Below are 13,604 nucleotides of genomic sequence, written 5' to 3' on the forward strand. Positions count from 1 at the left end.
GAGGAGGATGCAGGATCATGAAGATTTTATTAGTGGATGGAACAATAATCGGGCGCAAGACCGGCGCTGTATTGGAACAGGTCAAAGTCTATCTCGAGCAAGCGAATCCAGAGATGGAATTGAGCATTTTGAGCATGGGTGAATATGAACATCAATTCGTGGATGGGCGGCCGACTGCGGAATACAACGACAGCATGCGTGAAATGGTGCAGCGCTTTGAAGAAGCGGATGGCTATATCATCGCGTCGCCGATTTTCCAGGGATCGATTCCAGGTGTCTTGAAAAATGCATTCGATATGCTTCACCCGCGGACGATGCGCTATAAACCGGTATCGATCGTCGCAAACGGCGGCACCTACCAGCATCACTTGGTCATCGAGAATCAGCTGAAACCCATTCTGGATTATTTCCGCTGCCTCGTGACGCCGAATTATGTCTACACGCATACGAGCCATTTCGATGATACGAATGCCATCATCAACGACGATGTCCATGACCGCCTGCGCGAACTTGCACGCGTGTTCGTGCAATACGCAGAAATGAGCACCCATCTCTCAAAGGAATCACTCGATAATCATTAAGAAAAACCTCCCGCGGGAGGTTTTTTTATGGCCTGGATTCCAGAGATCATGAAATAAACGATAGGGCTCGGCAATGCGCTTCCTCCACAAAAACGGGAAGAAAATGCTATACTAGACGCTGTAGAAAAGGGGTTTTAGCTTATGAAATCAGTAGTTCTTGCAGAAAAGCCATCCGTTGCGCGCGATATTGCGCGAGTGCTCGGATGTTCCCAAAAGGGCAACGGCTTTCTAGAAGGCAAGCAATATATCGTCACGTGGGCACTTGGCCACTTGGTGACGCATGCACAGCCTGAACAATACAATAACGACTTGAAAGAATGGAAAATGGACAGCCTGCCGATTCTTCCGGAGCCGTTCAAGTTGGTCCCGATCAAGCAGACCATGAAGCAATACAATGCAGTCAAAGCGCAGCTGAACCGCAGAGATGTAAAAGAAGTCATCATTGCGACCGATGCCGGGCGGGAAGGGGAGCTGGTCGCGCGCTGGATCTTGGAACAAGCGAAAGTCAAGAAACCGGTGAAGCGGCTATGGATCTCCTCCGTCACCGATAAAGCGATCAAAGACGGTTTCCAAAACCTGAAAGACGGCAAAGCGTATGAAACCCTGTACCAGGCGGCAGTCGCCAGAGCGGAAGCGGACTGGGTCGTGGGCATCAACGCGACGCGTGCGCTGACGGTAAAGCATAATGCCCAATTGTCGACAGGGCGCGTGCAGACACCAACGCTTGCGATGATCGCACAGCGCGAACAGGACATCCGCAATTTCCAACCGAAACCGTACTACGGCCTTCAGGCGATCAGCGACAACGCGTCGTTCACCTGGACGGACGGGAAGTCGACGCAGAGTTTCGAGAGAGAGCGGATCGACCGCTTGTTCGCCAAGCTCGATAAGGCGGACAAAGGCACGGTGGTGGACGTGAAAATCACGCCGAAAAAACAGCCGGCGCCGCCATTGTTCGATTTGACCGAGCTGCAAAAAGAAGCGTATAAACGCTATGGCTGGTCCGCAAAAGAAACGCTCAATACCTTGCAGAATCTATATGAGCGCTATAAAATCGTCACGTATCCGCGGACGGATTCGAAGCATTTGACGAGCGACATGAAAGGTACCTTGAAAGACCACATCAAGGCGGTGCAGGTCGGGGAATACCGTTCGCTCGCGAATGCCGCGCTGAAGAATTCAGGCGTGCCGCAAAAAGGCGTCATCGACGACAGCAAAGTATCCGACCACCACGCCATCATCCCGACAGAGGAAACGCCGATGCTCCACGAACTGAGCGATAAGGAATACAAGCTGTACGACATGATCGTCCGCCGTTTCCTCGCCGTCTTCCTGCCACAGCATGAATACGACCGGACGACTGTCACATTGGACGTCGCAGGTGAAACCTTCCAGGCCAAAGGCAATACGATCCGCAACGAAGGCTGGAAGCGCGTCTACAAAGATGCCGATGAAGAGGGCGAATCGACCTTGCCGCCATTCGAAAAGGGACAGGCCGTGGAATTGAAAGGCATCACCTTGACAGAAGGCAAGACCAAGCCGCCCGCGTTCTTCAATGAAGGAACATTGCTCGGAGCGATGGAAAACCCGGCCCAGTTCATGGCGGGCGAATCGAAAGCGCTCATCCAGACGCTCGGGGACACCGGCGGGCTCGGCACCGTCGCGACGCGCGCAGACATTATCGATAAATTGTTCAACAGCTTTTTAATTGAGAAAAAAGGCAAGGATTTGACGATTACGTCGAAAGGGCGCCAATTATTGGAGCTCGTTCCTGAAGATTTGAAGTCACCGAAATTGACGGCGGACTGGGAAACACAATTGACGAAAATCGCCAAAGGCCAGCTGAAGAAAGAGCAGTTCATGAAAGAAATGGTCGCGTTCTCGAAAAAGTCGGTAGCCGAGATCAAATCCAGCGATAAGAAATTCAAGCACGATAACATTACCGGCAAGATGTGCCCGGACTGCGGCAAGCCGCTTCTTGAAGTGAATGGCAAACGCGGCAAGATGCACGTATGCCAAGACCGCGAATGCGGCTTCAAGAAAAACGTCTCGATGCAGACGAATGCCCGCTGCCCGAATTGCCATAAACGAATGGACATGGTCGGAGATGGCGACAATAAAATGTTCGTCTGCAAATGCGGACACCGTGAAAAATTATCAGCATTTGAAAAACGCAAAAAAGCAGGACAATCGAAAGCAAACAAGAAAGATGTTAACAAGTATTTGAAGAAACAAGACGAGCCGCCGCAAAACACGGCAATGGCGGATGCCTTGAAGAAACTGCTCGAGCAAAACGACTGACAGGAGGGGGCAAGGTGGCGAAAAAAGCAGCAAAAACCAACGCCGCACGCATATTGGACCGTGAAAAAATCGATTATGAGCCGCTTCAGTACAGCACCGATGACGGGAAAATCGATGGGGTATCGGTTGCGGCGAAAATCGGAGCACCTGTAGAGACTGTCTATAAGACACTCGTGGCAGCGGGGTCCTCCAAGGATCATTACGTATTTCTCGTGCCGGTCGCCGAAGAGCTGGATTTAAAACTGGCCGCAAAAGCCTGCGGCGAAAAGAAAATCGAGATGGTGCCGGTCAAAGAGATTTTACCGCTCACGGGTTACGTGCGCGGAGGCTGTTCCCCGTTCGGCATGAAAAAGCCGTTCAGGACATTCGTCGCCGAACAAGCCTCCCAGTTGAATGAAATTATCGTTTCTGCCGGAAAAGTCGGGGCACAGTTGAAACTGGCACCGGAAGATTTGCTGAAAGCAACACGAGGTGAGTTTGCGGAATTGACGGTGAAGCCGTAAGTGTTTCCTGTTCGCTGCTCCGGCGTATAGGATTCAGAAGAAAGAAGGATAAAGAATGAAAGTATCTATGTATTACCGATGGCTGTTTTTCCTGTTCGGCATGATGTTGCTGGGCCTCGGAATCTCCATGACCATCAAAGGCTATCGTCTCGGCATCGGGCCGTGGGATGTTTTGCATGTCGGCTTGTACGAGAATTTCGGCCTGACAATCGGCACGTGGTCAATCATTGCGGGATTTACACTGATCAGCACTACGTCTCTCGTGCGCCGAAGATGGCCCCAGTTCGGGACGTGGCTAAATATGCTGCTGATCGGTTTGTTTATCGATTTATTCAATTTCCTTCTCCCGGATATCCATTCGCTAATCGGGCAAATCCTGATTTTTATAGCGGGGATTTTTGTGATGGGCTATGGTGTCGGCATGTACGTCTCACCCAAAATGGGAGCTGGCCCACGAGATGACTTGATGCTGATCTTGGTTCAGAAAACAGGGTTCAGCGTCAGCACCATCCGGACAGCGATTGAAGTGATTGTTGCGCTTCTGGGTTGGATGCTCGGAGGACCTGTGGGAGTCGGTACCGTGGTGAGTGCACTATTGATCGGCAGGATTGTACAGAAATCACTCGTGCAATGTGAATCTTTATTGAAATGTCTCATTTTAAAGCATCAAAAAGACGTTCCACCGGTGTTGAAAATATAAAGTTGAAAGGCCTGGCGGATGCTAGGTCTTTTTTATATGTGGTTCTAATGAACCCAGAAAAAACCTGGCAGTTGAACTAGACAATAGCATATGTTATAAATAAAACCAAGTAACATTATTGGTTTAGTTTAAAATAACATCCAAGAGAGCGAGAGTGCCGATATGGGAAGAGAATTTGTTGAGATATTTGATGAATGGGTGCACACATATGATGACTCGGTAAGTGGGCATGACCCGGAATATAAAGCAGTTTTCGAAAATTACCAGGAGATTCTATCGGCGGTCGCGAAGAAAGCTAAGGAGCCAGTCGTGGAATTTGGCGTCGGCACGGGCAATTTGACTTCAGCACTTCTCCAAGAAGGGTACACCGTAACTGGCATCGAGCCGAATGGCGCCATGAGAAACGTAGCCGCACAAAAATTTCCTGAGCTCGATATAATGGATGGCGACTTTTTGGCATTTGATTTGCCTCAAAAGCCGAACAGCTTCGTCAGCAGTTATGCCTTCCATCATCTGACGGATGAAGAAAAAGCTCAGGCAATTCAGCAATATGCCGAGCTATTGCCTTTGGGCGGGAAAATCGTTTTCGCCGATACCGTATTCGAATCAGCTGAGGCCAAACTCGGGCGCATCGTTTACGAAGAAGGGGAAGGCCATGCGAATCTTGTCGAAGACTTGAAGCGCGAACATTATACAACTGTGCCTGTATTGGAAATGATTTTTCAGGAACATGGATTTGACGTTATATTTACACGCTTAAATGACTATGTATTTTTGATCGATGCGACTAAACGATGAGAGGGAGATTCCAATGAAAAAAATGAATGTAGAAAGCTTTAACCTAGACCATACAAAAGTAGCGGCACCTTATGTCCGCCTAGCTGGTGAAAAAACAGGATCAAACGGAGATACCATCAAAAAATACGATATCCGTTTCAAGCAGCCGAACAAAGAACATATGGATATGCCGGGGCTTCACTCACTTGAGCACATGATGGCGGAGCATAGCCGCAACCATTCGGACCAAATTATCGACATCGGGCCAATGGGCTGCCAAACGGGCTTTTACTTGTCAGTCATTAACCACGATGACTACGAAGACATTTTACGCATTCTCGAAGCGACTTTGACGGATGTCATTGCGGCAGACGAGGTACCAGCATGCAACGAAGTGCAATGCGGTTGGGCAGCAAGCCATAGCTTAGAAGGCGCACATGAACTAGCTAAAGAAATGCTGGCGAAAAAAGACGAGTGGCGCCAAGTATTCAAAGAAGAAACTGCATAAGGGGAATCAGCATGGAATACGCAACAGAGATTCAGCAATTGATCGGCCGTACGCCGGTCCTGGAGTTGACACATAGCGCGATTCCGAACGGCTGCCGAATATTCGCCAAGTTGGAATTTTTCAACCCGGGTGGCAGCGTCAAAGACCGACTCGGTGTAGCGTTGATTGCTGACGCGGAGAAACACGGAGAGCTCAAAGCGGGCGGCACGATTGTAGAGCCGACTGCCGGCAACACGGGCATCGGACTCGCGATTGCGGCAATCGGCAAAGGTTATCGCCTGAAGCTGGTCGTTCCGCAAAAGTTCAGCATGGAAAAACAAACGCTCATGCGTGCATTAGGTGCTGAAGTGATCAATACGCCGACCGCCGATGGCATCAAAGGCGCCATCAAAAAAGCGACTGAAATAGCTGAGCAAGAAGGCGCGTTCATGCCGGCGCAATTCGCAAACGCCGCCAATCCGGACACCTATGTCCAGACGCTTGGCCCTGAACTTTGGGAGCAGATGGACGGCAAGATCGACATCTTTGTCGCTGGTGCAGGATCCGGCGGTACGTTTATGGGCACGTCGCGTTTTCTGAAAGCACAAAAACCGAAAATCAAAACGGTGATCGTGGAACCGGAAGGATCGATTTTAAATGGCGGCGAGTCCGGCCCGCACAAAACTGAGGGCATCGGCATGGAATTGCTTCCGCCGTTTATGGACACGCAGTATTTTGATGGCATCCACACGATTACAGATAAAGAGGCGTTTGCAGCCGTAAGTGAGCTTGCCCAAAATGAAGGGCTTCTCGTCGGCAGTTCATCGGGCGCTGCATTTGTTGCGGCTTTGCGTGAAGCGCAATCAGCAAAACCAGGCAGCCATATCGCCACGGTCTTTGCCGATTCAAGCGAACGCTATTTGAGCCAAGATATTTACGGAGCTCTTTTTGAGGAGGAACAGCAATGAAACCGAAAACTAGATTGATTCACGGCGGCATCTTCGGAGACGAAGCGACCGGCGCTGTATCGACACCGATTTATCAAGTGAGCACCTACAAGCAGGAAGCTGTAGGTAAGTTCAAAGGCTATGAATATTCACGGACCGGAAATCCGACGCGCCACGCGCTGGAAGAGTTGATTGCGGATGTGGAATACGGGCACGCAGGATTTGCATTCGGTTCCGGGATGGCGGCCATTTCTTCTGTCATGATGCTGTTTTCAGCAGGCGACCACGTCATTTTGACGGACGATGTGTACGGCGGAACTTATCGCGTCATGAATAAAGTGCTGAACCGCTTCGGTCTCGAATTCACATTCGTCGATACGGGTGACTTGGAGCAAGTGAAAGCTGCCGTTCAGGAAAATACGAAAGCGATCTTTATCGAAACACCGACCAATCCGCTTTTGAAAGTGACGGATATCGGAGCAGTCGCGACGTTCGCTAAAGGAAACGGGCTGTTGACGATTGTCGACAACACGTTCATGACCCCTTATTTCCAAAACCCGATTTCTCTTGGGGCGGATATCGTCTTGCATAGCGCAACGAAGTATATCGGCGGCCATAGCGATGTCGTCGCGGGGCTTGTCGTTGTCAATACGGCACAACTGGCAGAAGAATTGCATTTCGTCCAAAATTCCGTTGGCGCAATTCTTGGGCCGCAAGATTCGTGGCTGTTGATGCGCGGACTGAAAACGCTCGGTATCCGCATGGAAGAGACCAATACCAACGCCCAGCAAATTGCGGAGTTTTTGGATGGGCACGAGGCGGTCGAAGCGGTCATTTATCCGGGGCTCGAAAGCCATTCGGGCAAAGCCTTAATGGAAAAACAAGCGCGCGGCTTCGGCGGAATGATTTCCTTTGACGTCGGCAGCAAAGAAAAAGCGGATGCGCTGTTGGCGAAACTGAAATACTTCACCCTAGCGGAAAGTCTAGGGGCGGTAGAAAGTTTGATCTCAGTTCCGGCGCAGATGACGCATGCCTCGATTCCTGAAGACCGCCGTGCAGAACTCGGCATCACAGAGGGCTTGGTGCGAATTTCGGTTGGAATTGAAGATGTAGAAGATCTAATAGAAGACTTGCAGCAAGCATTATCGTAAATGTTAAAGAAGCGGGCAGATGCCCGCTTTTTTTAATGGAGTTCTATAGATTTTATTAAAATGAAAAGATTGTTAAATCAGAATATTAATATAATTTACCTAATAAACACACCGTTAGGGTATGATGAATCTCCTGTATTTCGGTTAACGAAATAAATAATTTACCCTATTCTTCAAGGATGGAAGAAGTGGTAATCTTTAGAAAGAAAAAATATTCAGATATTTCTGGAAGGAGATACATATTCATGAAAAAAAGCAAGTGGTTCCCTATTCTATCAGCGAGCGCATTGGCGCTTTCCCTATATTCCCCAGCAGCAAGTGCGGCACCGGTCGAGGAGCTGCCGTCACTCGGCGCTTGGGATGAGGAGCGTTATGGCGAACGCATCGACATCGACCAAGAGCTGAATCACCTGACAAATGACGAGGCGTTCCAAAAAGAAGCAGAGCAGCGCATCAAAGACCAAGCTGGAGCATTGAACGATGAAACAGCAGACGGTGGAGAAAATGCTGCGGCAAGCGAGCATTTCACTGAAGATCACGGAACGAAGCTATTCTTGGACCGCAATTTATCATTTAAGGAATTCACGCTCCGCAGCGTCGGCGACAATGTGGAAATCTGGGTCGCCAATGATTTAGCATATGGCCCGGACAACCCGAAACCGGCTGACATCGTCACGCAAGCGCAAGTGGATAAACTGCGCGATGAGTTCGACAGCAATATCTATCCGGTAGCGACCGACTTCTTCGGCACGCCGGATACGCTGGATGGCTCAAAGTCGCCGCTTCCTGGCATGGTTGGCCTACCAGAAGGTTATTATGAAGGATCCGATAAAGTGATCATGCTCGTCGATAACGTCCAGGATGAAGGCTGGAACAATCCGTCCTATCCGTTCTTCGTAGCCGGCTTCTTCTGGCAGACGCTTGAAAACTATACGGACCGCAATATCATCACGATCGATACGAATTCATGGGAAACGCGTTTGGAGAGCACGTTCTTCGGCACGACAATCCACGAGCTTCAGCATTTGATCCAAGCGGACAATGACGGTGCAGAAGAAACATGGCTCAACGAAGGGATGTCAACATTCTCTGAGTTCCTTGGCGGCTATGGCCACGGCGAAGGATCGATCAACTTCTATTTGGACCACCCGGAAAACTCGCTCGTCAACTGGGATGAGCACGGAACAGCGGCAACAGGACCTGAAACGATCGCAGATTACGGACAGGTTTATTTGTTCACGCTTTATATGTACGACAAGTTCGGCCAGGAGTTCATCCGTGAACTGGCGACAGACGGCACGTCTCAAGGCATGGCGTCAGTCGATAAAGTATTGGAAGACTACGGCACAAACAAAACATTCACTGAGCTATACCAAGACTTCATGACCGCATTGACTTTGGATGACGACACGGTCAGCAAAGATTACAAATTCGATAGCATCGATTTACGTGAACTGCCAGTCGGTGACGGCGTCCGCGGCAAGACTGTGGACTTTGAGAAAGCAAAAACTTTTGAAAAAGAAGGCGTTCCGGCATGGGGCGGAGACTTTAAGGAATTCGATTTGGACCGCACAGTGCGCGGCATGAAGTTCGACGGCGTGGACTTCCTGCCATTGCAATGGGAAACGGTCGCCAATCCGCTTGACGCTTCTGAGCAAGTGCTTCATGCAAACAATGGCGACGAAGCGGACCAAGCCTTGATCTTCGGGGCAACAGTTCCAACTGAAAACCCGACTTTGAGCTTTGAGCATTATTACGACATCGAAGAGCAATGGGATTTTGCGACAGTCCAAGTGTCTACGGATAACGGCGAAACGTGGAAATCACTCGACAACGAAAACACGCGCGACGACGTAGTGGAAGAAGGCTACCCGACGATCAAAGAGAATTTGCCAGGCTTCACAGGCAAGAAAACGAATTGGTCTACTGAAACATTCGATTTGTCGGCATACGCAGGGCAAGATGTATTGGTCTCGTTCCGCAACTTAACGGACTGGGGTTCCAACGAAGCAGGCTGGTTCGTGAAAAATATCGAACTAGGCAGCTTCACGGCAGATGGAACTTCTACGGAGCCGTTCCAATCACTCGGACAGTTGAAAGGCGAGTATGTCGACTTCACAACGACATTCATTCAAACGAAGAAAAATGGCAAGCAGCGCGTATTTAATGTCGATCCGTACAATGTAACGGAAAAAGAAGCACTCGACTTGCAGCAAGTGCTGCGTGAAGGCAATTTGAAAATGATCACTTCTTATGCAGCAGCGCCAGACCAGAAAGAAGCAAAAGAATTTACGTACGAAGTACTGTACAAAGAAGATAAAAGCAAAGGTAAAGGAAAAGGCAATAACAAAAAATAAGTGATGATGAGAGCGGGCAGTTGCCCGCTCTTTTTTTGCTGTGTTTTTTACAGCTAGATCCATCGTTACAGCAAAGAGCGAAGTAAATACTTGAATATATAGTACAGCGGGTGTACTATAAAAAGAAATAAGTACAGGGGGTATACTAATGTCTCAGGAACTATTCACGGCGTACTCGAAATTCAGTGAAGCCATTTTGGAAGTAAATGCCTATGTAGCAGATATATTCGCTAATCATGAAGAGTTAAAAGCCTATTCTCCGCAACAATTGCAGACTTTGCGGATCATCAAAAAAAATCCAGCCATTTCCCAAAGTGAGATCGCGGATATCCAGGGAGTCTTTAAAACAGCCATTTCCAACCGGATCAAGAAATTGGAGCAAGATGGCTTGATTGCCATATTGACTAATCAGGATTTACGTAAAAAAGCCATTTCAATTACTCAAAAAGGAACGGAACTATTGGTGATTAGCGAGACAGTCATCTTTGAAAATCTGAATGAGTTGCTGGCGGAACGCTTTACAGGTGATGAGATCATAAAGTTCACTAGCCAATTGGACGAAATCGTAAAATGCTTAAAAATGAAGAAGGACGGCGACAAACAATGATTCATGAACTGAAAACGGTTTTCTCGAAAAAAATGCTGATTATCTCGCTAATAGCCGTCATGTTTTTACCGGTTATCTACAGCGCCTCGTTTTTGACCTCAATGTGGGATCCATATGGAAAAACGGAGGATCTTCCAATTGCGGTCGTCAATGAAGACCAAGAAGTTGAATTAGAAGGGGAAAGCATTCATATCGGTGAGGAGATTGTGGCCGAGCTTAAAGGCAATGATGATTTTGAATGGCATTTCGTCGGAAGTGATGAAGCACATGCTGGTGTGGTCAAAGGGGATTATTATGCTTCCATTACTTTGCCCGAAGATTTTTCGAGTAATGCTTCCTCACTTTTGACCGACGAGCCGAAAGAAATGGCTTTGGATGTGGAGACCAATCCAGGCTATAGTTACTCTGGTAAATCGATTGCGGACCAAAGCATCTTGGCCGTGGAAACGGCAGTAGCTTCCGAAGTCCGGGAATTATACACCGAAAAAGTATTTGAAACGGTAAACGACATGAATGACGGCTATAAAGAAGCTTCATCCGGTGCAGGGGAGTTAGCGGATGGAGCGGAGCAGCTGGCAGAATCGGCAGGGCAATTAGGGGATGGCATGGAAGCCCTTGCCGCCCAAGCACCTTCACCGCTAGCTGCAGAGCTTGAAAAACTAATCGAAGGAAACAAGCAGATCAGCCAAGGCATCGATGAATTAGGCAGTGGATCAGCGAGTTTGAGCGATGAGTTGTCCGCAGCGTCGGAAGAAATTTCAGCGTATGCGTTTGAAACGGCAAATGCCAAGCTCATCAGCGAACCCGTGGAGGTAAATAAAGAGACCGTAACTGAAGTCGAAAACTATGGCCAGAGCTTTGCGCCTTATATTATTGCGCTCAGCTTGTTTGTCGGGGCAATCGCTTTTTCGACCATTTATCCTTTCCGGACACGCGACCGTGAATCGACGACACTGCTTATTTGGTGGGGCAGTAAACTATCGGTCATATTGGCACAGGGAACGTTCCAAGCGGCTTTATTAGCTGTGTTCATATTGAAAGTCTTGGATATCCCTGTGGAAAATCTAGGGTCTTTCCTGTTGATTCTCTTTGTCATTTCGAATACGTGGATGTTCATCTTGTCTGTTTTGGTTGCTGCATTCGATAAAGTGGGAAACTTCCTGGGAATCTTGCTGTTGGTTTTGCAGCTTGGTGCCAGTGAAGGAACCTTTCCGATCCAATTGACGAATGGCTTTTTCCAAGCTGTCCACCCATATTCCCCCATGACGTATGCAATCAAAGCATTGAGAGAGTCGATTTTCGGCTTTGAAGGAAATGTTCCGTTCGAACAAGCATTATGGATTCTTGTGGCTATTTTATTGGCGATGATTTTGCTCTTAGGGGCCGTCTATTATTTCCGCTTCCAGAAAGAACGGAAAACAGCATCTGAATTAGCAAAAAGAGGAGCGGCCGTCTGAGGCCCGCTTTTTCTTTTGGAAAAAATCCCGGTGTGATAAGATGGAGTCAGAATTCGTTTTTTGAAAGGAAGAGGACTGTGTCGAAAAAATTGGATGCGTTTTTGGAAGAAAACTTAACGGAATTGAAAGAGCAAGGCCTATATAATGAAATCGACCCGGTAGAAGGCCCGAACGGAGCGATTATAAAAATCGGCGGCAAGGACCTGATCAACTTATCATCAAACAACTATTTGGGGCTTGCAACAGATGAAGACTTGAAGAAAGTGGCGATTCAAGCGATCGAGAAATACGGAGTCGGCGCTGGCGCTGTCCGCACCATCAACGGGACGCTCGACTTGCACGTGCAACTGGAAGAGAAATTGGCTGAGTTCAAAGGAACCGAAGCGGCGATTTCATTCCAATCCGGCTTCAACTGCAATATGGCGGCGATTTCCGCGGTCATGGACAAGAACGATGCAATCCTGTCCGATCAATTGAACCACGCTTCGATCATTGATGGCTGCCGACTGTCGAAAGCGAAAATCATCGCGTTCAAGCATTCCGATATGGAAGACCTTCGCCAGAAAGCGAAAGAAGCGACTGAATCCGGCCTTTACAATAAAGTGATGGTCATCACGGACGGCGTCTTCTCAATGGACGGCGATATCGCAAAACTTCCGGAAATCGTGGAAATCGCAAAGGAATTCGACTTGATCACGTATGTCGATGACGCGCACGGTTCAGGCGTCACGGGCAAAGGCAAAGGCACCGTGAAGCATTTCGGTTTGGAAAAAGAAGTCGATATGCAGATGGGCACGCTGTCTAAAGCGGTCGGCGTTGTCGGCGGCTATGTAGCCGGCAAAAAGCAATTGATCGACTGGCTGCGCGTGCGCTCCCGCCCGTTCTTGTTCTCGACAGCGGTAACACCAGGAGACGTCGCGGCGACGACGGCCGCAGTCCAAAAGATCATCGACTCTACAGAACTTCACGACAAGCTTTGGGACAACGGCGATTATTTGAAGAAAGGCTTGAAGGAGCTTGGCTTTGATATCGGCGATTCTGCAACACCGATCACGCCATGCATCATCGGTGACGAGAAATTGACCCAACAGTTCTCGAAACGCTTGTTCGAAGAAGGCGTCTACGCGAAATCGATCGTCTTCCCGACGGTTCCACGCGGCACTGGCCGTGTGCGCAACATGCCAACAGCGGCACATACGAAAGAAATGCTCGATGAAGCGATCGAGATCTACGCAAAAGTCGGCAAAGAACTGAACGTCATCAAGTAAGACGACACCCGCACAGCTCATTCGAGTTGTGCGGGTTTTTTGAGCGTGAATAGTAAGAATTAGTTGGGTAGATTTCGCTCCAAGGGGACGCTTTCCGGAGGGCTCTCATTGAGCCGCTTCGATCGCTGCGCAAAACCCCGCCTGCTCAACTCTCACTACGTTCGTGCTTCGCAAACGAATACGCTCAATATCTTTCGCGGATTCGCTTGCAGGGTCTCAATTGTCTCGCTAATCCTCCCGGAGTCGCCCCTTTCCGCTCCATCTCTAGTTTTAGAAAGGAAATGAAATTCATCACACGTTGAAGTAAGCACAAACAGCTTTGGAAAGCTTCATAATTACAAGAAGAATAGTCAGTGAAGCATCTTTATTACTATCAAGTTCAACTAAGCGTCTCCACCAACGGATGCATCCAATCAACAGCGATACTTTCTCGCACACAACACCCATTGAAATCTAAAAGCCGAACCG

General features: G+C 48.7%; 12 protein-coding genes. All 12 read left to right on the forward strand.

Features of this window, described 5'->3' with window-relative positions:
* The first annotated feature begins 17 nt into the window (after positions 1–17).
* A complete protein-coding gene (locus DP119_RS01920) occupies positions 18–581 on the forward strand; it encodes an NADPH-dependent FMN reductase (protein WP_112230344.1) in 564 nt (187 codons plus the stop codon).
* Between the two features lie 141 nt (positions 582–722).
* Positions 723–2,882, forward strand: coding sequence for a DNA topoisomerase III (locus tag DP119_RS01925; RefSeq protein ID WP_112230346.1), 2,160 nt, complete (start codon positions 723–725; stop codon positions 2,880–2,882).
* 14 nt (positions 2,883–2,896) lie between these two features.
* Positions 2,897–3,385 carry a Cys-tRNA(Pro) deacylase gene (ybaK, locus tag DP119_RS01930; protein WP_101191387.1) on the forward strand — a complete coding sequence of 163 codons (489 nt, stop codon included), beginning with the start codon at positions 2,897–2,899 and terminating at the stop codon, positions 3,383–3,385.
* A 55-nt stretch (positions 3,386–3,440) separates the two neighbouring features.
* Positions 3,441–4,085, forward strand: a complete 645-nt coding sequence (locus DP119_RS01935) for a YczE/YyaS/YitT family protein (protein WP_112230348.1) — start codon at positions 3,441–3,443, stop codon at positions 4,083–4,085.
* Between the two features lie 162 nt (positions 4,086–4,247).
* The gene (locus tag DP119_RS01940; protein ID WP_112230349.1) at positions 4,248–4,883 is read left to right on the forward strand and encodes a class I SAM-dependent methyltransferase; all 636 of its coding nucleotides are present in this window, start codon (positions 4,248–4,250) and stop codon (positions 4,881–4,883) included.
* 13 nt (positions 4,884–4,896) lie between these two features.
* Positions 4,897–5,370 carry an S-ribosylhomocysteine lyase gene (locus DP119_RS01945; protein WP_058382886.1) on the forward strand — a complete coding sequence of 158 codons (474 nt, stop codon included), beginning with the start codon at positions 4,897–4,899 and terminating at the stop codon, positions 5,368–5,370.
* Positions 5,371–5,381: 11 nt separating this feature from the next.
* Positions 5,382–6,317, forward strand: a complete 936-nt coding sequence (locus tag DP119_RS01950) for a PLP-dependent cysteine synthase family protein (protein WP_112230351.1) — start codon at positions 5,382–5,384, stop codon at positions 6,315–6,317.
* A complete protein-coding gene (locus DP119_RS01955) occupies positions 6,314–7,447 on the forward strand; it encodes a bifunctional cystathionine gamma-lyase/homocysteine desulfhydrase (protein WP_112230353.1) in 1,134 nt (377 codons plus the stop codon). Before DP119_RS01950 ends, DP119_RS01955 begins: the two co-directional genes overlap by 4 nt.
* 245 nt (positions 7,448–7,692) lie before the next feature.
* The gene (locus DP119_RS01960; protein ID WP_112230355.1) at positions 7,693–9,804 is read left to right on the forward strand and encodes an immune inhibitor A domain-containing protein; all 2,112 of its coding nucleotides are present in this window, start codon (positions 7,693–7,695) and stop codon (positions 9,802–9,804) included.
* A 148-nt stretch (positions 9,805–9,952) separates the two neighbouring features.
* Positions 9,953–10,411 carry a MarR family winged helix-turn-helix transcriptional regulator gene (locus tag DP119_RS01965; RefSeq protein WP_068870172.1) on the forward strand — a complete coding sequence of 153 codons (459 nt, stop codon included), beginning with the start codon at positions 9,953–9,955 and terminating at the stop codon, positions 10,409–10,411.
* On the forward strand, positions 10,408–11,868 hold the full coding sequence (locus tag DP119_RS01970; RefSeq protein ID WP_101805554.1) for a YhgE/Pip family protein: 1,461 nt from the start codon (positions 10,408–10,410) through the stop codon (positions 11,866–11,868). Before DP119_RS01965 ends, DP119_RS01970 begins: the two co-directional genes overlap by 4 nt.
* Before the next feature lie 77 nt (positions 11,869–11,945).
* Complete coding sequence (locus DP119_RS01975) at positions 11,946–13,136, forward strand: glycine C-acetyltransferase (protein WP_112230359.1); 1,191 nt, start codon at positions 11,946–11,948, stop codon at positions 13,134–13,136.
* The last annotated feature ends 468 nt before the right edge of the window (positions 13,137–13,604 follow it).

It is taken from the genome of Planococcus maitriensis (assembly GCF_003289925.1).
Taxonomy (GTDB): Bacteria; Bacillota; Bacilli; order Bacillales_A; family Planococcaceae; genus Planococcus; species Planococcus maitriensis.